The sequence below is a fragment of the Mesorhizobium sp. B2-3-10 genome, from assembly GCF_006442275.1.
In the GTDB taxonomy this organism is placed as follows: Bacteria; Pseudomonadota; Alphaproteobacteria; order Rhizobiales; family Rhizobiaceae; genus Mesorhizobium; species Mesorhizobium australicum.
Genome location: NZ_VFVT01000007.1, coordinates 282072 through 304583, shown reverse-complemented (window position 1 = coordinate 304583; position 22512 = coordinate 282072). Strand labels below are relative to the sequence as shown.

At 63.5% G+C, this 22512-nt stretch carries 16 protein-coding genes and 2 pseudogenes; 15 read left to right on the top strand and 3 right to left on the bottom strand.

What is annotated here, in order from left to right; translation table 11 throughout:
• Window positions 1-69 precede the first annotated feature (69 nt).
• From FJ943_RS21680 to FJ943_RS21635, 10 genes are all read left to right on the top strand, one after another.
• The gene (locus tag FJ943_RS21680) at window positions 70-444 is read left to right on the top strand and encodes a hypothetical protein (RefSeq protein WP_224622707.1); all 375 of its coding nucleotides are present in this window, start codon (window positions 70-72) and stop codon (window positions 442-444) included.
• The gene (locus tag FJ943_RS21675) at window positions 438-3614 is read left to right on the top strand and encodes a multidrug efflux RND transporter permease subunit (RefSeq protein ID WP_140724890.1); all 3177 of its coding nucleotides are present in this window, start codon (window positions 438-440) and stop codon (window positions 3612-3614) included. The genes FJ943_RS21680 and FJ943_RS21675 overlap by 7 nt, the downstream gene beginning before the upstream one ends.
• Window positions 3615-3629: 15 nt before the next feature.
• Complete coding sequence (locus tag FJ943_RS21670; protein WP_015318882.1) at window positions 3630-4781, top strand: efflux RND transporter periplasmic adaptor subunit; 1152 nt, start codon at window positions 3630-3632, stop codon at window positions 4779-4781.
• A 188-nt stretch (window positions 4782-4969) separates the two neighbouring features.
• The gene (locus FJ943_RS21665) at window positions 4970-5662 is read left to right on the top strand and encodes a GntR family transcriptional regulator (RefSeq protein ID WP_140724693.1); all 693 of its coding nucleotides are present in this window, start codon (window positions 4970-4972) and stop codon (window positions 5660-5662) included.
• A 33-nt stretch (window positions 5663-5695) separates the two neighbouring features.
• Complete coding sequence (locus tag FJ943_RS21660; protein ID WP_015318886.1) at window positions 5696-6802, top strand: mandelate racemase/muconate lactonizing enzyme family protein; 1107 nt, start codon at window positions 5696-5698, stop codon at window positions 6800-6802.
• A 1-nt stretch (window position 6803) separates the two neighbouring features.
• The gene (locus FJ943_RS21655; protein WP_015318887.1) at window positions 6804-7988 is read left to right on the top strand and encodes a mandelate racemase/muconate lactonizing enzyme family protein; all 1185 of its coding nucleotides are present in this window, start codon (window positions 6804-6806) and stop codon (window positions 7986-7988) included.
• Between the two features lie 264 nt (window positions 7989-8252).
• Complete coding sequence (locus FJ943_RS21650; protein ID WP_015318889.1) at window positions 8253-9917, top strand: ABC transporter substrate-binding protein; 1665 nt, start codon at window positions 8253-8255, stop codon at window positions 9915-9917.
• A 70-nt stretch (window positions 9918-9987) separates the two neighbouring features.
• Window positions 9988-10941, top strand: a complete 954-nt coding sequence (locus tag FJ943_RS21645; protein ID WP_140724887.1) for an ABC transporter permease — start codon at window positions 9988-9990, stop codon at window positions 10939-10941.
• The gene (locus tag FJ943_RS21640) at window positions 10938-11816 is read left to right on the top strand and encodes an ABC transporter permease (protein WP_140724690.1); all 879 of its coding nucleotides are present in this window, start codon (window positions 10938-10940) and stop codon (window positions 11814-11816) included. The genes FJ943_RS21645 and FJ943_RS21640 overlap by 4 nt, the downstream gene beginning before the upstream one ends.
• A complete protein-coding gene (locus FJ943_RS21635) occupies window positions 11809-13872 on the top strand; it encodes an ABC transporter ATP-binding protein (protein WP_140724687.1) in 2064 nt (687 codons plus the stop codon). Before FJ943_RS21640 ends, FJ943_RS21635 begins: the two co-directional genes overlap by 8 nt.
• Window positions 13873-13886: 14 nt before the next feature.
• Here the strand turns inward: FJ943_RS21635 and FJ943_RS30035 are convergent.
• Window positions 13887-14009, bottom strand: a pseudogene (locus tag FJ943_RS30035) (LysR family transcriptional regulator); the annotation flags it as partial.
• Between the two features lies 1 nt (window position 14010).
• Here FJ943_RS30035 and FJ943_RS21625 point away from each other — a divergent pair.
• From FJ943_RS21625 to FJ943_RS21610, 4 genes and pseudogenes are all read left to right on the top strand, one after another.
• Window positions 14011-14445, top strand: a pseudogene (locus FJ943_RS21625) (SDR family oxidoreductase); the annotation flags it as partial.
• Between the two features lie 466 nt (window positions 14446-14911).
• Window positions 14912-15886: an ABC transporter substrate-binding protein gene (locus tag FJ943_RS21620; protein ID WP_140617361.1), complete on the top strand. Its 975-nt coding sequence runs from the start codon at window positions 14912-14914 to the stop codon at window positions 15884-15886.
• Between the two features lie 74 nt (window positions 15887-15960).
• Window positions 15961-17028, top strand: a complete 1068-nt coding sequence (locus FJ943_RS21615) for a glycine betaine/L-proline ABC transporter ATP-binding protein (RefSeq protein ID WP_140724684.1) — start codon at window positions 15961-15963, stop codon at window positions 17026-17028.
• Complete coding sequence (locus tag FJ943_RS21610) at window positions 17025-19004, top strand: ABC transporter permease subunit (RefSeq protein ID WP_140724681.1); 1980 nt, start codon at window positions 17025-17027, stop codon at window positions 19002-19004. The genes FJ943_RS21615 and FJ943_RS21610 overlap by 4 nt, the downstream gene beginning before the upstream one ends.
• Before the next feature lie 10 nt (window positions 19005-19014).
• Here FJ943_RS21610 and FJ943_RS21605 read toward each other — a convergent pair whose 3' ends face one another.
• On the bottom strand, window positions 19015-20373 hold the full coding sequence (locus tag FJ943_RS21605) for an NAD(P)/FAD-dependent oxidoreductase (RefSeq protein WP_140617364.1): 1359 nt from the start codon (window positions 20371-20373) through the stop codon (window positions 19015-19017).
• Between the two features lie 258 nt (window positions 20374-20631).
• On the opposite strand from FJ943_RS21605, the gene FJ943_RS21600 reads away from it, so the two are divergent.
• Window positions 20632-21348, top strand: coding sequence for an XRE family transcriptional regulator (locus FJ943_RS21600; RefSeq protein WP_015318901.1), 717 nt, complete (start codon window positions 20632-20634; stop codon window positions 21346-21348).
• Between the two features lie 120 nt (window positions 21349-21468).
• Here the strand turns inward: FJ943_RS21600 and FJ943_RS21595 are convergent, their stop codons facing one another.
• Entirely contained in the window at window positions 21469-22509 is a 1041-nt protein-coding gene (locus FJ943_RS21595) for a DUF3445 domain-containing protein (protein ID WP_140724665.1), read from the bottom strand.
• Between the last annotated feature and the right edge of the window lie 3 nt (window positions 22510-22512).

The window sequence follows — 22512 nt, the reverse complement described above, 5'->3', positions numbered from 1 at the left end:
ACCGGTCTGTAACTTCCTGAATGTTACTTACTGGTAACACCTATATCGTCCGTCGTCAATAACAAGGTCGTGAACTGGTCCTACCAGATCGAGATGGACGAAAAGATTGCCAATCATGCGGCCTCGGCCGGTGAAGAGATGAAAAACGGTTCGCGAGCACGGGCTGCGAATCGACAGACAAGGAGCCGGCCAATGCCACAGCGCCGCGATCTTACCATAGATGAGGCCGTCCGGGATCCGATGATCCGGCTGGTCATGAAAGCAGATGGGGTCGACCCCCGCGCGTTCGAGAACATGTTGCGTTCGCTTGCCGATGGGCAGCGTCGCGAGGTGCCGTTGCTGCGTTCACGGGAAGGGTCCGGGGACGGGCGCGGCCAGTTATCCAGGGTCGCCAGCGCCTTCGGGCGGGCAAGAGCGGCCGGAGAGGCGTGCGTGTCGTGGTAAACTTCTTCATCCATCGTCCGATCTTCGCCTCGGCGATCGCCATCATCATGGTGCTCGCCGGCACGATTTGTTATTTCCTGCTGCCCGTCTCGCAGTTTCCCGACATCACACCGCCGCAAGTCGTGGTCAGCGCCCACTATCCGGGCGCCAGCGCGCAAGTGGTGGCAGACACGGTGACGACGCCGCTGGAGCAGCAGATCAACGGCGTGCAAGGCATGACCTACATGTCCTCGACGAGCTCCAATGACGGCTCGTCGACCATCACCATCACCTTCGATGTCGGTTATTCCTTGAGCACGGCCGCCGTCGACGTCCAGAACCGCGTCTCGCAGGCCGCCTCGTCGCTGCCGGCGATCGTCAACCAGGGCGGCGTGACGATCAAGAAGCAGAACCCGAACTTCGTGCTCATCGTCAACCTGACCTCGCCCGACCATTCGGTCGATCCGGTGGCGCTCTCCAACCTTGCCTATCTGCAGGTGGTGGATCCGCTGAAGCGGCTGCCTGGTGTCGGCGACGTGCAGATTTTCGGCGAACGGCGTTATTCGATGCGCGTCTGGCTCGATCCGGACAAGCTCGCCAATCTCGGCATCACCGCGGTCGATGTGCAAAATGCCATCGCCGAACAGAACGTCCAGGTGGCGGCCGGCAAGATCGGCCAGTCGCCGGCGCCCGCCGGCACCGCCTTCGAGATGCAGGTCAACGCCGTCGGACGGTTGAGCGACCCGAAGGAATTCGGCGACATCGTCGTGCGTGCCAACACCGACACCGGTTCGCTGGTGCGGCTGCGCGACGTCGCCCGTATCGAGCTTGGCGCCCTGCAATATTCGTCCTCGGCCTTTTTCGGCAAGGACCCGACCGTGGTGCTCGCCGTTTATCAGATGCCCGGCTCCAACGCGCTCGATCTGCAGCAGCGCGTCAAGGACAAGATGCAGGAACTGTCGGCCCGTTTTCCCAAGGGCGTCGACTATGCGATGCACTACGATACGACGCGCTTCGTCTCGGCCTCGATGCATGACGTGCTGATCACGCTTGGCGAAGCCCTGGTGCTCGTCGTCGCCGTGGTCTTCATCTTCCTGCAAAGCTGGCGCACCACAATCATCCCGACGATCGCCATCCCGGTGTCGCTGGTGGCGACGCTCGTCATCATGGAGATGATGGGCTTCTCGCTCAACATGCTCTCGCTGCTCGGCATGGTGCTGGCGATCGGCCTTGTCGTCGACGATGCCATCGTGGTGGTCGAGAATGTCGAACGACAGCTCGAGGCCGGACTGAAACCGCTGGCGGCGACAAAGGCCGCCATGGCCGAGGTCACCGGCCCGATCATTGCGACCACCGCGGTGCTGATGGCGGTGTTCGTGCCGGTTGCCTTCATTCCCGGTGTCTCCGGCAAGCTCTACAACCAGTTCGCGCTGACGGTGGCGATCTCCGTCGGCATCTCCGCCTTCAACTCGCTGACGCTCAGCCCGGCGCTCAGTGCAGCCTTCCTGCGCCATCGCGGCGAAACGCAATTCTTCCTGTTCCGCTGGTTCAATACGGGCTTCGACAGACTGTCGCATGCCTATGCCAATGGCGTGCGCATCCTTATCCGGCTGCGCTGGATCATGCTTGGCCTCTTCGCCGCCGGCCTGGTCGCCACCTACTTCGTCTGGCAAAAGCTGCCCTCGACCTTCCTTCCGGTCGAGGACCAGGGCTATTTCTTCGTCGTCATCCAGCTGCCCGACGGCGCTTCGCTGGAGCGTACCGATGCAGTGGCACAGAAGGCGCGCGACATCCTGCAGGCAACGCCAGGCGTCGACATCGTCGGCTCGATCAGCGGCCTGAACTTCCTCACCAGCGCGGCGCAGTCGAACTCGGCGGTCGAGTTCGCCATCCTCAAGCCGTGGGAGGAGCGTGGCCCCGACCAGAGCGCCTCGAAGCTCGTCGGCGACGTGCGTGGCAAGCTGATGCAGATTCCGGAGGCTTTTGCGCTCTCCTTCGATCCACCCTCCATCCCCGGCATCGGCACCACGGGCGGCTTCGAATTCGTCGTCGAGGACCTCACCGGCCGCGGCGGCACGGCCCTCAACGACGCCACGCAAGCGGTGATCGCCGAGGCCCGCAAGCAGCCTGAAATCAATCCGCAGCAGCTGTTTTCGCCGTTCTCGACCTCGACGCCGCAGTTCAACTACGATCTCGACCGCGCCAAGGCGAAGCTGCTCGGCCTCAACCTGCCCGACGTCTTCAACACGCTGCAGATCTATCTCGGCTCGCTCTACGTGAACGACTTCAACCTGTTTGGCCGCACCTTCCGGGTGACCATCCAGGCCGACAAGGATTCACGTGCCGGTGCAGCCGACATTTCACGGCTCTATGTGCGCAATGCCTCCGGCGGCATGGTGCCGCTCAGCACGTTGGGGAAACTGGTGCCGTTCGTCGGCCCGGAAACCGTGCCGCACTACAACAACAACGCCTCGGCCACCATCAATGGCGGCGCCGCTCCCGGTTATTCGTCGGGCCAGGCGGTCGCCGCCATGGAACGGGCCGCGGCGACCGCGCTGCCCAGGGATTTCGGTTTCGAATGGACCGGCATCACTTTCCAGGAGCTCAAGGCGGGGTCGATCGCGTCGGTGGTCTTTGCCCTCGCCATCGTCTTCGTCTTCCTGATCCTGGCGGCGCAGTACGAGAGCTGGGCGATGCCCTTCATGGTGCTGCTGGCCGTGCCGCTCGCACTGTTCGGCGCGTTCGCCGCACTTTGGGTGCGCGGCATGCAGATCGACGTCTATTCGCAGATCGGCTTCGTCATGCTGATCGGCCTGGCGGCCAAGAACGCGATCCTGATCGTCGAGTTCGCAAGACGGCGGCGCGAGGAAGGCCTCAGCATCGTCGAGGCATCAATGGAGGCCGCCCGGCTGAGACTGCGGCCGATCCTGATGACCGCGTTTGCCTTCATCCTCGGCGTGGTGCCGCTGATGATCGCCACCGGTGCGGGTGCCGCCAGCCGCCAGTCCATCGGCACCACCGTGTTCGGCGGCATGGTCGCCGCGACCATCCTGTCGCTGGTGTTCGTGCCGGTCTTCTACGCGGTCATCGAACAGCTGCGCGAACGGCGCGGCGGCGACGAGCCCGCTTCTCAACACACTGAACCAACGGCCAAACCCGCCTTTCCTCCTCTGGCGGAAGCGGCCGAATAAGATTGGAGAATCATCATGCGTAAATGGAAAATCGCGTTGGGAACGGCTGTCGCGCTGGGTGCGATCTCGGTGGCCAGTGTCCACCTGCTGGACATGGGCAATCTCAGCCTGAATGCCGGCACGGCCGGGGCCGCGCCGGCTCCAGCAGCGTTCGTCATGCCGGTGCCGGTGGCGAACGTGGTCAAGAAGACGATCCCGATCTATCTCGACTATGCCGCGCGGACCGAGCCGATCCGCAGCATCACGCTGCAGGCACGCGTCCCCGGCTATTTGCAGGAACAGACGGCGCAAGACGGCGCCGACGTGCGGCAAGGCGACCTGCTCTACAGGATCTCGCCCGATGACTTCCAGGCCTCGCTCGACCAGGCGAAGGCACAGGTTCAGCGCGACACGGCGACCCTCGATTATGCACGTTCCAATCTCGGTCGCGGTACCGAACTCGCCAAGAGCGGCTACCTGGACAAGGACAGCTTCGACCAGCGCACCAGCACCTTGCGCGAGGCGCAGGCGTCGCTGGCGCTGAACCAGGCGGCTGTGCGCACGGCCGAGCTCAATTTGAGCTACGCTGAAATCCACGCGCCGTTCGCTGGACGTCTGGGCCGCAACCAGGCTTCCGTGGGAACGCTGGTCAGCGTTGCCGGCACCGTGCTCAACACGCTGGTGCAGCTCGATCCGATCTACGTCACCTTCAATCCGAGCGAGACGGACCTGGCGCAGATCGAGGAAGCGCGTGCCGCCGGCCCGATCGAGGTCGAGGTCCTGCTTCCCGGTGAGACCGAGGCCCACCAGAAGGGCGAGCTCACCTTTATCGACAACACGATCGATCACTCGACCGGCACGATCACCGCACGCGCCACAATCGGCAACGCCAAGTTCACGCTCTTGCCTGGCCAGTATGTTCGCGTGCGGCTGCACGTCAAACAACAGCCCGATGCGCTGATGGTGCCGCAGGTCGCACTGGGATCGAGCCAACTCGGCAAGTATCTCTATGTCGTCGGCAAGGGCAATACGGTCGACCAGCGGCTGGTTTCGCTGGGGCCGACCAGCGGCGACATGGTCGCCATCCTCAGCGGCGTCGCTGAAGGCGACCAGGTGATCACAGGCAATCTGCAGAAGATCGGCCCCGGAATGCCGATTTCGCCCCTGCCACAGAAACCGGCTACCTGACTCCCCCGCAGGCCCGGTTTCCGCGCGGCGCCCCCGACCTTTTCTCAGGTCGCGGGCGCCGTTTTCACGAGCAGGCCGACCAGAGCGGCGACATTGGCGCTGGGAGACGGAAAAATCCGATCACTTGCTCTTGTTAGATTGTCGACAATCTGATTGTCTCTGCTTCTGTTCTCGCGGGAGTGGGCCGGATGGTGAAGACGGAATTCAGTCCGATTGCCGACACGACACGCCGTGCCGAAATCGTGGCACTGCTCAGACGCGCGATCCTGACCGGTCAGCTCGAGCCAGGCCAGAAGCTCAACGAGCTCAGGATTTCCGAACAGATGCGGGTCAGCCGCGCCCCGCTGCGCGAGGCGATGCGCGAGCTGGTCCAGGAAGGCATACTGACCAGCATTCCCTATGCAGGCACCTTCGTCATCAATGTCACCGCCAAGGACATCGACGACGTCTATTCGCTCAACAAGGTGCTGGACGAATTCGCCATCGAGCGGATGTGGGAACTGCGCGACCAGCGCTTTTTCGATGAGCTCGACCGGCGCCACGAGGCGGTGAAGCAGGCGACGCGCGACCGCGACACCACGCGCCAGATCGAGACCGCGCTGCAACTGCATGGCCTGATCCATGAATGGGCCGACAATTCAGTGCTCTTGGAAACCTGGCAAAGGCTGACCAGCCGGTTGCAGATGTATTTCGCCCTGCACCAGCAGGCACGCAACGAAGCCGTGCCCGCCGAAGACGTTCACGAGACTTATGTGCGGCTGCTCAAGAGCGACGACATGCGTGCCGCCCAGCGCCACGCACGCGAGCATATCGACCACGATTTCGAAGAGCTTCTTGCCTATGCGCGCGACCTCGAAAAGCGTCCGTCGAAAGGCGCCTGACCCTCCCCTCACCGCGGATAATGGATACTCCACGTGCAAATCGAAACCATCAAAGCCTATCACGTCGTGCAGCCTTTCGTGGACGGCCCCTATCGCATGTCCAAGGGGCGTGTGGCCGACTGCTTCGACGCTGTGATCGTCTCCATCACCTCCGACAGCGGCGTCACCGGCTGGGGTGAGATGGCGCCGCTCGGCAATTTCTACTCGGCCGCCTTCCCGGCCGGCACCCGAGCCGGCGTGCCGGAGATCGCACCGCACCTTATCGGCCAGGACCCGTGCGGGCTGGCCAGCATCGGCCGACTGATGGACACGGTGTTCAAGGGCCATCCCTACATCAAATCGGCGCTCGACATGGCCTGCTGGGATCTGGCGGCGCGTGCCGCCGGCGTACCGCTGGTGACGCTGCTCGGCGGCAGGGAAAGCGACACGGCCGAACTCTACAAGGTCGTCACCCATGGCACGATCGATCAAATGGCCGCACTTGCCAAGCGCATCGTCGAGGACGGTTTCCGCCGGCTCCAGGTCAAGGTCGGCGGCAATGTCCATGACGACGTCGAGCGCGTCATGGCGGTCGCCGCCTCGGTGCCGAAAGGCACTGTCATCTTCTGCGACGCCAATGCCGGGTGGACACCATACCAGGCGCGTCAGTTCACTGACGCGACGCGGGCGATCGACTATACGTTCGAGCAGCCTTGCACGACGATCGACGAGAACATGTCGGTGCGCCGCATGCTCGACAAGCCGATGGTGCTCGACGAATCCGTCACCTCGCTGGAGGCGATGCTGGAAATCCATCGCCTCGGCGCGGCGGACGGGCTGACGCTGAAGATCTCGCGGCTCGGCGGCGTCACCAAGACCCGGCTGATCCGTGACGTCGCCGTCGATCTCGGCTTCATGATCACGGTCGAGGATACCGGCGGCGCCGAGATCGACACATCCGCCATGGCGCATCTGTCGCTGTCGACGCCGGAGGAGCGCCGGCTGCACGCGATCGCCTTCCACGAATGGGTGACGGTGCGCACCGCGTCGAACGCGCCGCCGGTCACCGGCAGCCGCATGGGTATTCCCGCCGGCCCAGGCCTTGGCATCGACGTCGTTCCAGACCTGCTCGGCAAGCCCTTCTTCGAAGTTGGACGCTGAGATGAAGATCCGCGGCATCAAGGCCACGCCGATCAATCTTCGCCTCGAAGCGCCCTATGCCTGGGTGTTCGGCGAACTCGACGGTTTTTCGCCTGTTATCGTCGAAGTCGAGACCGAGGACGGCCTTGTCGGGCTGGGCGAAGCACCGACGCCGGCAGCGGCCGCCATCATCAATGATGTTCTTGCCCAGCGGCTGGTCGGCCGCGACGCCTTCGACATTGCCGGCGCCGAACATGTCTGCCTGCCGTTTTGGACCGGCGTGCAGTCGATCAACGACCGCACCCGCATCACGGCCTTCGGCGCCATCGAGATGGCGCTTTGGGACCTGCGCGGCAAGGCCTGGAACCAGCCGCTCTATCAGTTGCTCGGCGGGGCCGTGCGCAAGGACATCCCGTTCACCGACTATTTCTCGCTGCGCGGCGATGGGGATGGTGTCAAGGGCGAGACGACGCCGGAAGAAGTCGCCGACTATTGCGTGGAACTGCACGAGACACACGGCACGACCTTCTTCGAAGGAAAATTCTCGACCGACGACCCAAGGATCTCGCTGAGAATGGTCGAGCTGATCCGCGAAAAACTCGGCGACGATGCGATGATCCGCATCGATTCGAACCAGGCTTACTCGCTCAGCACGGCGCGGCGGCTTGCGCGGCCGCTGGAAGAGCTCGGCGTGCGCAACTGGGAGGATCCGGTGGCGACATCGGAGGAGATGCGCGAACTGCGCCGCCATTGCTCGATCCCGTTCTCGACCCACAATATCGACATCGCGCGCGCCATGGACCTCAAGGTGCCGGATGCATTCGTCGGCAACCCGACCGCGCATGGCGGCATCGGCCGGATGCTGCGCTTTGTCGGCGCCTGCGAGCACGCGGGCATCGATTTCTGGTGCTACAGCGGCGACAGCGGCATCGGCAGCGCGGCCTACCTGCATCTGTGCGCAGCACTCGGCTGGATCCGGGAGCCGAACCAGTCGCTGTTTCGTATGCAACCTATGGACATCACCGAGGAGGGGCCGTTTTGCCCCAGGAACAATACGGTGCGTGTCCCGGAAGGTCCCGGTCTTGGTGTCACCTTGTCGCGGGAAAATCTCGCGGCGTGCCATCGCGACTTTGCCGAGAACGGGCCTTGCAACAAATATCACGACCCGGCCAAGCCCGGGACATATCGCCGTTTGCCGCTGAACTAGGAGAACGACACGGGAAAGGAGACGTATTTCAAGAACAAGAGTCCGCCGCCGCGATCGATGGCGACGGCAGGAGCGGACGGGTGGAAGCATTGCTCAAGAAAATCTGACCCCCGCGCCGCAAGGATCGGATGGACCAGGAAAAACCGCATGCTACAGTCCCGTGCGACTGACATCGTTGATGGCCGGGACAGGAGAACTCCACGGACTTCGTCAACTGAAAAACGCATTCATCAAACCATAAGAAACAGGGGAAGGGTTAAACCCATGATCAAGAACTACCGCATTCTCGACCTGATCCGGCGCAATCGCTCGCCGCTTGAAAATCACCTGATCGACGGCCTCGTCGACGGCCGTGTCAGCCGCCGCGACTTCATCCGCCATGGCAGCCTGCTTGGCCTGTCGCTGCCGCTGCTTGGAGGCATCACCACGGCTGCCGGCCTTGGCGGCATGCCGTCGCTGGCGCGCGCCCAGGGCGCACCCGGCGCCACCATCCGTGTCGCCAGCAGCGTGCCGGCGGCAGCCATCGATCCCGTCACGATCGCCGACGCCGGCGGCCTGCTGATCATGCAGCAGGTTGCGGAATTCCTCTGCGTCGACGGCCCCGACCTGGTGCTGCAGCCCGCGTTGGCCGAGAGCTGGAAGCCGAACGACAACGGCTCGGTTTGGACCTTCAAATTGCGCAAGGGCGTGAAATTCCACAGCGGCGGCGAAATGAAGGCCGAGGACGTGGTGGCGAGCATCGACCGCCTGGCCGATCCGGCAAACTCATCCAACGCGCTGTCGGTGTTCACCGGTATCCTGTCGAAGGGGGCCAGCAAGAAGGTCGACGACTACACGGTGGAATTCCACCTCGACGCGCCGAACGGCAATTTTCCCTACATGGTCTCGTCGGACAATTACAACGCCGTCATCATCCCGGCGGACTACAAGGGCGACTACGAGAAGAGCTTCGATGGCACCGGCCCGTTCAAGGTGGAGAAATACACGCCGAAGGTCGGCGCTTCCTTCGTCCGCAACGAGAACTACTGGGGAGCGAAGGCGCTGCCTGACCGTACCGAGTTCACCTTCTTTACCGACGTGCAGCCGATGATCCTGGCGCTGCAGGGTGGGCAGGTCGACATCATCAACCAGATGCCGGTGCTGGCCGGCGTGGCCCTGCTCAACGATCCGGGCTTCGAAATCATCAGCCTGAAGTCGTCGGCTCACCAGCAACTGCATCTGCGCTGCGACGACGGCCCATTGAAGGATGCACGCGTGCGCCGCGCCATCGCGCTCTGCCTCGATCGCGACAAGCTCGCCGCCGGCCTGATGAAGGGACGCTCGGCGCTTGGCAATGACAGCCCATTCGCCGCGGTCTACCCCTCGACCGATACGAGCATACCGCAGCGCAAGCAGGACATCGCGCAGGCCAAGCAGCTCATGGAAGCGGCCGGTGCCGGCAAGGGCTTCAAGATCACGCTGACCACCGAGCGCTATCTCGAAATCCCCGAATATGCCCAGCTCATCCAGAACTGGGTCAAGGAGATCGGCATCGAGCTCGAACTCAACATCCTCGACCAGAGCGCCTATTATGGCGACGCGGTGTTCGGGAAATCGAACTGGCTGGATTCGGTGATGGGCATCACCGACTATGGCCATCGCGGCGTGCCGAATGTTTATCTTGCCGCTCCCCTGAAGAGCGACGGCACCTGGAATGCCGCGCACTTCAAGAACAAGGACTACGACGCGCTGGCGACCAGCTATATCGCGGCGCTCGACCTCGAGGCGCAGAAGGCTGACGCCGGCAAGATCCAGAAGCTTCTGCTCGAGGAAACGCCTGTCATCTTCGGCTATTTCTACGACTACCTGACGGCGACGGCGAAGGGCGTGGCCGGCGTGCAACCGACAGCCATGTCGCAGCTGTTCCTCGAAAAGGCATCGAAGGCGTAAGCGAAAAGGGAAAGCCAGTCCTCTAACAGCCAGCTCCCCCGGGGGGCTGGCTTTGCAAGGAGTCTTAGCCATTCTCTCCTTTTTTGCGCGGCGTGTGTCCCTGTCGCTGGTGACGCTGTTCCTGCTCAGCATCATGGTGTTCCTGGGCGGCCAGGTCCTGCCTGGCAATGTCGGGCGCGCGATCCTCGGCCCGTTCGCCGACCAACGCGCGGTCGACGCGCTCAATCACACGCTCGGCGTCGATCGCCCGCTGCTCACCCAGTACTGGAGCTGGATCTCGAACTTCGTCCAGGGCGACATGGGCACGTCCTACATATTCCGCTCGCCGGTGGCGCCCTTCGTCATCGGTGCGCTTGGCAATTCGATGAAGCTGGCGGCGGTCGCCTTCGTGCTGGTGGTGCCGATCGGCATCCTCGGCGGCGTCATTGCCGCACTCAACCTCAACCGCCCGCTCGACCGCATGATCAGCCTCGGCGGCCTGTCGGTGACGGTGCTGCCGGAATTCGTCACCGGCATCATCCTGATCCTGATCTTCGGCGTGTGGCTGCGCTGGCTGCCGATCTCGGCCGCGTGGCCCAGGGATGCCGGCTTCTTCACCCAGCTCTATTACCTGATCCTCCCGTCGCTGCCGCTGTTCCTGGTGCTGTTCGGCTATATCGCGCGCATGGCGCGTTCCGGCATGATCGAGGCGCTCGATTCCGACTATACGCGAACCGCCGTGCTCAAGGGCCTGCCCTGGCGCACGGTGATCTGGCGCCATGTGCTGCGCAATGCGCTGTTGCCGACCATCACCGTCATCGCGACCCAGACCGGCTATCTCATCGGAGGCCTTGTCGTGATCGAGACGCTGTTCCGCTACCAGGGCATCGGCTCGCTGATCTTCACCGCCGCGCGCGGCAAGGATTTCCCGATGCTGGAATCGGGCATCCTGACCATCGGCATCGTCTATGCCGTGGCGACCCTTGCCGCCGACTTCCTCTATTCCGTGCTCAATCCGCGCATCCGGCTGGGGTCAGACCAATGAGCGCCGTCCAGACCAGTCCCGCCAGGCAGGACGACACACGCCAGCGCAGCCCCCTGGTGGAGGTCTTGTCCTCGCTGCTTCGCTCCCGCACCTTCCTCGTCGGCATGACCATCGTGCTGTTCTGGGTCGCCTGCGCGCTGTTCGGCGAACATTTCGCGCCCTACGATCCGCTTGCCGACGACATCATCAACGCGCTGGCGCCGCCTTCGGCCGAACACTGGTTCGGCACCGACCAGATCGGCCGCGACGTCTTCTCGCGCGTCATCGTCGGTTCGCGCGATATCCTCACCGTCGCGCCCCTGGCGACCTTGCTGGCGACGGTCGCCGGCACCGCACTCGGCCTGCTCACCGGCTATTTCCGCGGCCTCGTCGACGATGTCGTCAGCCGCATCCTTGAAGCCTTCATGGCGATCCCCGTGGTGATCGTGGCGCTGCTTGCCATCGTCGCGCTGGGCACATCCAAGACCACCGTCATCATCGTCATCGGCCTGAGCTTCGCGCCGATCATCGCACGTACCGTGCGTTCGGCGGTGCTGGCCGAGCGCGAGCTCGACTATGTCGCCGCCGCACAGCTCAGGCATGAGAGCGCGCTGCATACGATGTTCGTCGAGATCCTGCCCAACGTCATCCCGCCGATCCTGGTCGAGACCACGGTGCGGTTGGGCTACGCCATCTTTGCGGTCGCTACCCTCTCCTTCATGGGCTTTGGCATCCAGCCGCCGTCACCCGACTGGGGGCTCTCCATTTCCAGCAATTACGGCATGATCGGCGGCGGCTTCTGGTGGACGGTGCTGTTCGACGCGCTCGCCATCGCCTCGCTGGTGATCGGCGTCAACCTGGCCGCCGACGGCGTGCATGGGGCCTTCAATGACTAAACCCGCCAATACAACGACCGGGAAGGCAAAGGACGCGCTCGATATCACGGACCTGTCGGTCGCCTACCGGGTCGCCGGGCGCAATCGCGCGGTGCTGCGCGATCTCAGCCTCACCATCGGCCAGGGCGAGGCTTATGGGCTGGTCGGCGAATCCGGCTGCGGCAAGTCGACGGTAGCCCTCACGGTGGTGCGCTATCTCCCGCGCAACGGCTCGATATCGGGTGGCGCCATCTCACTCGACGGCCAGGACGTGATGAAGCTCGACGCGGAGGCGCTTCGGCGCGCGCGCGCCGAAAGCGTCTCCATGGTCTATCAGGACCCGGGAAAGGCGCTGAACCCGTCGATCCGCATCGGCCGGCAATTGACCGAAATTTTCGAGCTTGGCGGCATCACGGGCCAAGCTGCCACCGATCGCGCCATCGCCATGCTGAACCGCGTGCGCATCTCCGATCCGCCAAGCGTCATGCAGCGCTATCCGCACCAGCTGTCGGGCGGCATGCAGCAGCGCGTGGCGATCGCCATGGCGCTGGCCAACGATCCCTCGATGCTGATCCTCGACGAGCCGACTACCGGCCTCGACGCGACGGTCGAGGCCGAGGTGCTCGACCTCATCGCGCAGCTCAGGCAGGAACTGTCGGCCTCGATCCTGTTCATCAGCCACAACCTCGCCGTCGTCTCCAACATGTGCGACCGGGTCGGCGTGCTCTATGCCGGCATGCTGGTCGAGGAAGGACCGACCGATGTCGTCTTCAACGATCCGCGCCACCCTTACACGGTGGCGCTGCTGCGCTGCCTGCCGCGCGGCGGCCAGCGCAAGGACCAGGGCCGGCTCGACACCATCCCGGGCTTCCTGCCCGGCATCGGCGCTGACATCAAGGGCTGCGCCTTCGCCGACCGCTGCGCGCTGGCCACCGACCGCTGCCGCACCGAATTGCCGCCGCTCTATGATCTGACCGACGAGCGCGGGAGGCGGCTGTCGCGCTGCCACTACCACGACCAGGCGCAGGCCCTGCCACGCGCAACGCCCAGCGATGTGGTGCCGCCACCCAGGCCGGCGGCAGCACCGGTGCTGCGCGTCGCTGGGTTGAACAAGACCTACGCCAGCCATGGCCATGCGCTGCGCGCGGTCAAGGATGTCTCGCTCGATCTCAGGCCGGGCGAAACGCTCGGGCTGGTCGGCGAATCCGGCAGCGGCAAGACCACTTTCGCCAGGCTGCTGCTCGGCCTGGTGCCGCCCGATGACGGCGGCAGCATCGAACTGGAGGGCAAGGCGCTGGCGCCGCGGCTGGGGGACCGCAGCGACGACCAGGTCAAGGCGATGCAGATCGTCTTCCAGAATCCGGACTCCGCCCTCAACCGCTCGCACTCGATAAGGCATCTGATCGGCCGCGCACTGAAGCGGCTGGCGGGCTTGAGCGGCAAGGCGCTGGAGGCGCGCCTCGACGACCTCTTCCGCTCGGTGCGGCTGACTGAACGGCATCTGGCCGTCAAGCCGCGCCAGCTGTCGGGAGGGCTGAAACAGCGCGTTGCCATAGCGCGCGCCTTCGCCGGCGACCCGCGCATCGTCGTCTGCGACGAGCCGACCTCGGCGCTCGACGTTTCCGTCCAGGCGGCGATCCTCAACCTGCTCGCCGACCTGCAGGCCAAGGAAGACGTCAGCTACATCTTTATTTCGCATGACCTTGGCGTGGTGCGTTATCTCTCCGACAAGATCGCCGTGCTCTATCTCGGCCGCATCATGGAGATCGGCCCATCGGAGGACGTTTTTTCCGGACCGCATCACCCCTACACCGAGGCGCTGCTATCGGCCGTGCCCAAGCTCGGTCAGACCGAGACGGCACGCATCCGGCTCGATGGCGAAATCCCCAGCGCCACCAACCCGCCATCGGGCTGCGTCTTCCACACGCGCTGCCCACGCAAGATCGGGCCGATCTGCGAACAGCAGGAGCCGCCGCTCGCCGAGGCCGAGCCGGGGCATTCGATCCGTTGCCACATTCCCTATGCCGAGTTGAGGCGGCTGCAGAAACCGGCGGCGGTCGCAGCCCTGCCGGCGTAAGCGGCCCGCATCCATCACGCCTGGCCGGTGCTGAAGGAGCGGTCCCCCTCGGCAAAGCCCCGATCACCGGTCCAGTCCCTTGCCAGTGTCCGCAATCCGGTCAACGCGACGTCGAGCACATCCGACGATGCGGGATTGCGGAAGGTGCACGAGGTCAATGTCGCCGGCGTGTTCCTGTCCTGCCAGGCAGAAGCGCGCAAGATGCTGGCGCGGGGCAAGGGCTCGATCATCAACATCGCCTCGATGTCGGGCACCATCGTCAATCGCGGACTGACGCAGGCGCATTACAATTCCTCGAAGGCCGCCGTCATCCACATGTCGAAGAGCCTGGCCATGGAGTGGGCCGACCGCGGCCTGCGCGTCAACGTCGTCAGCCCGGGCTACACGCTGACGCCGATGAACAAGCGGCCGGAGGTGGCCGAAGAGGTGAAGATCTTCAAACGCGACACGCCGATGGGACGCATGGCGGCGCCGGAGGAAATGGTCGGGCCGACGGTTTTCCTGGCCAGCCGCGCGTCGAGCTTCTTCACCGGCCTCGACCTGATCGTCGATGGCGGCTACGTCTGCTGGTAAACAGGGCGTGCGACCCGTGTCCCGCCGTCGTCGGCCGGCTTCGCCTGCAGTCTGGAATTCTGCTTCCTCGCGGCGTTAGTCGTTGCGCGGCATGAACGTTGGTATATATATTTTCATCCTATGAAACCGCGCTGGCGAGATGGGGGCTTGCCAGGGCGACAGCCGAGAGCAAATCCGCCGGAAATGCTCGGGATCATGGGACCTTGATGGCTCGCATGTTGCAGGGCGCCGCAGGACTGACAATTGATCCGCGGACGATCGCCATCGCGGCGATCGATCGGCCATGAGACTGGCTGTCTCGGCAGCGTCCGTCATCACCGAAATCGAGCCTCATCGCGCCTGTGCCGGCTTGGCCCCGACATGGCGAGAACGGTCTTGCACAACAGCCTGCCTTTCCAACACAATCAAGAAAAGACGCAACAAGGGAACGACCAATAACCGTCACAGCTTGAAGGAGAACCAAGCAATGCCATTCCGCAGTGTGATATCGAAATCCTCAATGGGAGCTTTTGCACTTGCCGCGGCAAGTGTCCTGACGCCGACAGCGCAGGCAGCGGCGCCGGAATCCAACGACCCGATCAAGATCGCGCTGTTCGACTGGACCAGCGTCAATCTCAACGCCAAGATCCTCGGCGGCATCCTGGAAAAGCTCGGCTATACCGTCGAATACCCGACCGCCGACTATCTCTCCAGCCTGACAACCGGCCTCACCAATGGCGATATCGATGTCGGCCTGGAATTCTGGGATACGACGGCAGGCGAAGCGATGAAGGCCTCCGACGCCACGGGCCAGACCGAAAGGCTCGGCAAGCTCGGCCCGAAGGCCAAGGAAGAGTGGTGGTTTCCCGAATACATGAAGGAGAAATGTCCGACCTTGCCGGACTGGCACGCTCTGCTCGACGCCACCTGCGCGGCATCGTTCTCGACCGCCGAGACGGCGCCAAAGGGGCGCTATCTCGGCGGCCCGGTGACCTGGGAAGGCTTTGACGACGAGCGTGTCGCGGCGCTGAAGCTGCCCTTCACCGTGATCCATGCCGGCACTGATGCCGCGATGTTCGCCGAACTGGACTCCGCCTATCAGCGCAAGGCGCCGATCATGCTGTGGATCTATTCGCCGCATTGGGCGCCTGCAAAATACAAGGGCGAATGGGTGCAATTCCCCGAATACACGCCCGAATGCTACACCGACCCGAAATGGGGCGTGAACCCGGACGCCAAATACGACTGCGGCAAGCCGCATGGCGAAATCTGGAAGTACTCCTGGAACGGCATGAAAGACAAATGGCCGGTCGCCTACAAAGTGGCCAAGGCCTACACGATCGACACCGACGAGTTGAACAAGATGAGCGGCGAGATCGATCTTGACGGCAAGACGCCGGAAGACGTCGCCGCCGCCTGGATCGCCGCTCACGAGGCAGACTGGAAAGCCTGGGCACAGTGATTTCCGACTGGAAAGGGAGGCCCGGCCGTTGACCGGCCGGGCCTCAATTCCTGATGTTCCAGAAGGGCGACTGAATGACGGAAGCGATTGAACAGGCATCCGACTCGACGGATGCCCGCCCGATAAAACTTGCTTGCCGCAACGTCTGGAAACTGTTCGGCTCGAACGCCGCCAATTTCATCCGCGAGCGTGACGGCAAGGCCAGCATGGCGGAGGTCTCGGCGGCAGGCCTTGTCGGTGCGGTGCGCGCCGTCGACCTCGAAATCCGCCAGGGCGAGATCTTCATCATCATGGGCCTGTCCGGCTCCGGCAAGTCCACGCTGGTGCGCTGCATGTCGCGGCTGGTCGAGCCGACACATGGCAAGGTCGAATTCGAGGGCAAGGACCTGCTCAAGATTTCCGATGCCGCCCTGATCGAACTCAGGCGCCATCGCATGGGCATGGTGTTCCAGAATTTCGCGCTGTTGCCGCATCTCAACGTGCTCGACAACATCGCCTTTCCTCTGAGTATCCAGGGACAGGATCGGACGAGACGCGAGGCGCGCGCCCGGGAAGTCATCGAACTCGTCGGTCTGCGCGGCCGCGAGCATTTCTATCCGCGCGAACTGTCGGGCGGCCAGCAGCAGCGTGTCGGCATCGCCCGCAGCCTCGCCACCAAGCCGGAGATCTGGTTTCTCGACGAGCCGTTCTCGGCGCTCGATCCGCTGATCCGCCGCGAGATGCAGGACGAGCTGATGCGGCTGCAGACCATGCTGCACAAGACCATTGTCTTCATCACCCATGATTTCGACGAGGCCATCAGGCTGGCCGACCGCATCGCTATCATGAAGGACGGCCAAGTCATCCAGATCGGCACGCCGGAGGAACTGGTGGTCAATCCGGCGACCGACTATGTCGCCGAGTTCACCCGCGACGTCGACCGCGCCAAGGTGATCTCGGCGCGCAGCCTGATGCGTAGCTGCGATGGCGCCGAGCACGGCGGCACGGTGGCGCCCGAGACCAAGATATCGAGTTTTTCGGCCAGCATCGTTGCCGCCGGCAAACCCTTCGCCGTGATCAACGGCACCGGCACGCCGATCGGCGAAGTGACGCCGCAAGCGGTGATCGATCTTCTGGCCGGCATCGAGCGGGCCGGCGCATGACGGTAACCGCAAACGCCAGCCGGACAAGGCCGCCGATCCAACGGTGGCTGGTGATCTGGGTGCTGGCGCTTGCCGCCGTGCTGGTGATGTTCCTGCTGCAGGACAGGCTGCCATGGGCCGTCAACTACCCGGTCGAGGCGGTCGTCCCCGTCGCCGACTGGGTCAGCGCGCTGATGGGCTGGATCAAGTCGAACCTGTCCTGGCTGACGCGCTCGGTCACCGCGGTGCTCGGCGTGCCGCTCGACTTCGCGCTCAATCTCTTGGCCAAGAATTTCAAGTTCGGCCATGGCGCCGACGCTTTCGTGCTGCCGCGTTTGTCCTGGGTTGGCGTCTGCGCCGTCGCCTTCCTCGCCGGCCATGCGGCAGGAGGCAGGAAGCTCAGCCTGCTGGTTGGCGGATGTTTCCTCTACATCGCGCTGTTCGGCCAATGGACCAGTGCCATGCTGACCCTGGCGCTGATCTCGATCGCGGTGCCGTTCTGCATTCTCACCGGGCTGTTCGCCGGCATCTGGGCCTGGCGCAGGCCGTGGGCCGAGCGGCTTGTGGTCTCCCCAGCACTTGACCTGATGCAGACGATCCCGACCTTCGCCTATCTCATCCCGATGCTGCTGCTGTTCGGCAACAGCCCGGTCTCGGCGATGATCGCCACCGCCATCTTCGCGACGCCGCCGATGGTGCGGGCGACGATGCTGGGCCTGTCCCGGGTGCCGTCCGAGATCGACGATTTCAGCGAGATGGCAGGCTGCACGGCGCGGCAGAAATTGTGGCGCGTGCTGCTGCCGTCGGCGCGGCCGACACTGATGGTCGGCGTCAACCAGGTGATTATGCTGGCACTCAACATGGTGATCATCGCCTCGATGATCGGCGCCGGCGGCCTAGGCTACGATGTGCTTTTGGCGCTACGTGCGCTCAAGGTCGGCGAGGCGATGGAAGCCGGGCTTGCCATCGTCGCGCTGGCCATCGCGCTCGACCGGCTGAGCCAGGCCATCGCCCATAAGCAGGCGAAGGGCAATGTCCACCAGTCCGCGAACCCGGGGTTCTGGCGCCGCTACCCCAATCTGACGCTCGCCATTGCCATCCTTGCCGTCACCACTCTGCTCGGCCTGTTCGTACCCGCCTTCGCGGCCGTGCCCAAGGCGATCACCTTCACCACCGCGCCACTGTGGAAAGCGTCGGTGAACTGGGTGACGATCAACTTCTTCGATCTCATCGAAGCCTTCCGCGTGGCGCTGATCCTCAATGTGCTCAATCCGCTGCGCGCCTTCTGCGAAGGCTTCCCCTGGCTGGGCGCGGTGTTCCTGCTCGGCCTTGCCGGCTACCAGCTTTCCGGCCCGCGGCTGGCCGTCCTGGTGGCAATGCTGACCGCTTTCTGCGCGGTCACCGGCCTATGGGAAAAGACCATGGCGACGGTCTATCTCTGCGGCATCTCCGCCTTCATCGCCTGCCTGATCGGCATTCCCATCGGCCTGATGGCTGCCCGTAGCGACCGTTTCGAAAAGATCGTCACACCCGTCATCGACACCCTGCAGGTGCTGCCGTCCTTCTGTTTCATCATCCCGGTCGTGATGCTGTTCAGGGTCGGCGACGTGACGGCGATGATTGCAACGATAGCCTTCGCCGTGGTGCCGGCGATCCGTTACACCAATCACGGCATAAGGCAGGTGCCGCCGGCACTGATCGAGGCAGCGAAAGTGTCGGGCTGCACCCCGCGCCAGACCTTTTTCCGCGTGCAACTGCCGCTGGCGCTGCCGGAGATCATGCTCGGCGTCAATCAGACCATCCTGATGGCGTTGGCAATGATCATCATCTGCGCCATGGTCGGCACGCGCGATCTCGGCCAGGAAGTGTTCATCGCGCTGTCGAAAGCCGATTCCGGCCGCGGCATCGTCGCCGGCCTCGCCATCGCCTTCATCGGCATCGTCGCCGACCGGCTGTTCAATGCCTGGACGGCCAAGGCCCGGGCAAGGCTGGGATAGCGGCGGCGGCCTACTCGGCCGCCACTCCTTTCACCTCAAGATAGCTCTCCATGGAATCGTCCAATGCCTGCAGCCAGGGCGTATGGTGCAGCGGCGCCATGGTGCCGGTCATCAGCGAGCGATAGGAATGATCGCGGAAGCTCATAATGTCTTCGGCCTTGTGGTGCTCCCACTCCATGAAGGTCTGGTTGACCGCCTCGACGTCGAAGCCGGGATAGTCGGTCTGGTCCATCAATTCCTTGGTGTAGTCGCCCTGGAACCAGATCATCTGCTCGGCGTCCTCCAGCGTCTCCTCGCGGGCGCGCCATTTGGCGCCATGCGCCGCCATCGCCTCGGCCGACGGCAGCTTGATGCGGCCCATGATGACGTCGCGCGCGAACCAGGCCTGCGCGTCGAACATGTTGAAGGTGTAGAACTGGTCCTGCATGCCGATATAGGACAGCTTCGGGTTCTTCTCCCAGACAACGCCCTCGTAGAGGTCCAACGGCCACATGCGGTTGGCGGTCTTGAGCTTGAGATCGTCAGTCAGGAACGGGAAGGAATGGAGATAGCCGGTGCACAGGATGATGGCGTCGACATCCTTGGTCGTGCCGTCCTTGAAATGCGCCGTCTTGCCGACGACCTTTTGCAGCAGCGGCACTTCCTTCCAATTCTCGGGCCATTTGAAACCCATCGGTTTGGAACGATAGCTGGAGGTGATCGACTTGGCGCCATATTTGTAGCACTGCGAGCCGATGTCCTCGGCCGAATAGGAGCGGCCGATGATCAGGATGTCCTTGCCCTTGAATTCCATGGCGTCGCGGAAATCGTGGCTGTGCAAGATGCGGCCGTTGAAGGTCGAGAAGCCCTCGAAATAAGGAACGTTGGGCACTGAAAAATGGCCCGAGGCGACGACGACATTGTCGAACTCTTCCGAATAGGTCACGTCGTTGGTGCGGTCATGCGCGGTGACGGTGAATTTCTTCGTCTCGTCCGAGAAGGTGACCATGCGCACCGGGCTGTTGAAGCGCACCCATTTGCGCAGGCCCGACTTCTCGACGCGGCCCTTGATGTAGTCCCACAACACCGCACGTGGCGGGTAGGAGCCGATCGGCCGGCCGAAATGCTCCTCGAATGTGTAGTCGGCGAATTCCAGGCATTCCTTCGGCCCGTTCGACCAGAGATAGCGGTACATCGAGCCGTGCACGGGATCGCCATGTTCGTCGAGGCCGGTACGCCAGGTGTAGTTCCACAGGCCACCCCAGTCGGACTGCTTTTCGAAGCAGACGATCTCGGGAATCTCGGCGCCCTTGTCGGCCGCCGACTTGAAAGCCCTGAGTTGGGCCAGACCGGACGGTCCGGCTCCGATGACGGCAACGCGAGTGTTCATTCCGGGCCTCCTTTTTTTGATTTCCCCAGCGAAACAAATTTCACTGGCAGTGACAGTAATTGGCCTCTTGGTGCTGTCAACAGACATCTGCTGGAACGGCGTTTGCGCGCAGTGGATTCCTGGCGGAAAACCCGCGGGCGTCGCGATGGTCGCACTGCCGCGCGCAACATAAGATGGCTTGCCGTTGCGGTTGCGCTCCTGTATCGGCACCTGACATGTTCACCTTGAGTGAAATAAATCCTGACGATTGGGGGCGGCATGGCAAAGGCTAATTCGGATTCCAAGGCTCCCGCGAGCGCAAAGGCAAAGCCGTCGCCGAAAGTGTCGGCGGACGGCAGGACCATACGCGCGCCACTGACACAAAACCCGCACGCTATTCGCGATACCCGCGAAAAAGTGCTGGAGGTCGCGATCGGCCGCGAGGTGCGGGCCTTCCGCAAGAAGCTCGGCATCACCGTGGCGGATCTCGCGGTCGCCACCGATATTTCACTGGGCATGTTGTCGAAGATCGAGAACGGCATCACCTCGCCGTCGCTGACCACCTTGCAGGCACTGTCGCGGGCGCTCGGCGTTCCCGTCACCGCCTTCTTCCGCCGCTTCGAGGAAGAACGCAGCGCCGTCTTCGTCAAGGCCGGCCAGGGCCTCGACGTCGAGCGCCGCGGCACGCGCGCCGGCCACCAGTACAATCTGCTTGGCCATATCGGTTCGAACACCAGCGGCGTCGTCGTCGAGCCCTATCTGATCACGCTGACCGAGGATTCCGACGTGTTCCCGACCTTCCAGCACGAAGGCATGGAGTTTCTCTACATGCTCGAGGGCGAGGTCGTTTACCGGCATGGCAGCAACCTCTACCCGATGAAGCCTGGCGACAGCCTGTTCTTCGACGCCGACGCGCCGCACGGACCGGAGCAACTGACGAAACTGCCGATGCGGTATTTGTCGATTATCTGCTACCCGCAGGGCAGTGCTGGGTAGGCGGGCCGCCGCAGCCCCTTCACCCGGATTGCCCCCAGGGCAGAGGAGCCCGACGCCAGCGTTGGCGATCTCTTCTCCCCTCGGGGAGGTGGCCGCGAAGCGGCCGGATGAGGGGGGCTTTCAATCCGGCCCGAACCCCGGGCTCGTCGGGCTGCCATCGTCCAGCTTCGACAACCACTCGACCAGTGTCGGGCGAAAGCGCGTCAGGCCTTTGTAGCTGGCGAGTTCCTCGGGTAGGTCGCGGATGACGCGGTGCAGGCGCCGTGCCCATTTCGGCTGCGTCACCAGTTCGTCCATCTTGATCAGGTAGCAGCGGATCGGAAAGACGATGCCATTGGAGCGCGGCAAGCGCCAGAAGCTCTGCAGTTCGACCCGCAGATGCACCTTGTCGCCGACATTCTCCGACGTCACCGTCGCGCGGTCCGGACCCCACTTGTGATAATTCTCCGGGCTGGTGTCCAGCCGCGGATTGATGGTCATCGTCCAGTTCAGGCGCCGTGCCGGCTTGCCCTGCTGGATGTTGGTGAGGAACTTCAGCGCGCGCGTGAAAATGCCCTTCTCATGCGCCAGCGGCACAGGCGCGTGCCACTCGAAGAAATTCATGCCGATGTCGAAATCGAGCGACCAGTCGGCCTGGGTGGTGACCATGCCTGCGTCCATCCACAGATTGCCGTCGCGCTGGTCGAGGATGCAGAAATCGCCCTGGCTCTGACGGGTGATGTATTCCATCGGCCCGTAAGGCAAAGTCGAGGTGTCGCCGAAGGTGAAAGTATCGTCGATGCCGAGCGGCCGGTTGATCCAGCGCCAGCGGTCGCCGTCGCGCGTCAGCGTGAAATGCTCGGGATAGCCCAGCGCCTGCTGTTCCATCAAGAGTTCCAGCAGATCCCAGCCGGCGAGCGTCATGTGCGGCAGCGACTGGCAGCGCAGGGGATCCTCGGCCAGCACCAAGGCGCGGTCCTGCATCTCGGCGACATAGTGTTCGTCGACGTCGATCAGGTTTTCGAGCACCGAGCCCTTGGGCCCGACGACATGCGGCTCGATGTTGACGGCGTACATGTAGCTGTCTTCATGGAAGGGGAACGGAAACCGCCTGATGTGCTCGGGACTGTTCTTGAAAGTGAAGTCGTCGCGGAACGTTTCCTTGCGAAAGGTGATGCCCATTCT

Excerpts from the sequence above, each read along its gene's own strand:
- FJ943_RS21655 (WP_015318887.1), top strand. The coding sequence starts at position 6,804 with ATGAAGATCCGCGGCATCAAGGCCACGCCGATCAATCTTCGCCTCGAA.
- FJ943_RS21665 (WP_140724693.1), top strand. The coding sequence starts at position 4,970 with ATGGTGAAGACGGAATTCAGTCCGATTGCCGACACGACACGCCGTGCC.
- FJ943_RS21610 (WP_140724681.1), top strand. The coding sequence starts at position 17,025 with ATGACGGTAACCGCAAACGCCAGCCGGACAAGGCCGCCGATCCAACGG.
- FJ943_RS21600 (WP_015318901.1), top strand. The coding sequence starts at position 20,632 with ATGGCAAAGGCTAATTCGGATTCCAAGGCTCCCGCGAGCGCAAAGGCA.
- FJ943_RS21595 (WP_140724665.1), bottom strand. The coding sequence starts at position 22,509 with ATGGGCATCACCTTTCGCAAGGAAACGTTCCGCGACGACTTCACTTTC.
- FJ943_RS21635 (WP_140724687.1), top strand. The coding sequence starts at position 11,809 with ATGACTAAACCCGCCAATACAACGACCGGGAAGGCAAAGGACGCGCTC.
- FJ943_RS21670 (WP_015318882.1), top strand. The coding sequence starts at position 3,630 with ATGCGTAAATGGAAAATCGCGTTGGGAACGGCTGTCGCGCTGGGTGCG.
- FJ943_RS21605 (WP_140617364.1), bottom strand. The coding sequence starts at position 20,373 with ATGAACACTCGCGTTGCCGTCATCGGAGCCGGACCGTCCGGTCTGGCC.
- FJ943_RS21640 (WP_140724690.1), top strand. The coding sequence starts at position 10,938 with ATGAGCGCCGTCCAGACCAGTCCCGCCAGGCAGGACGACACACGCCAG.
- FJ943_RS21620 (WP_140617361.1), top strand. The coding sequence starts at position 14,912 with ATGCCATTCCGCAGTGTGATATCGAAATCCTCAATGGGAGCTTTTGCA.
- FJ943_RS21650 (WP_015318889.1), top strand. The coding sequence starts at position 8,253 with ATGATCAAGAACTACCGCATTCTCGACCTGATCCGGCGCAATCGCTCG.
- FJ943_RS21615 (WP_140724684.1), top strand. The coding sequence starts at position 15,961 with ATGACGGAAGCGATTGAACAGGCATCCGACTCGACGGATGCCCGCCCG.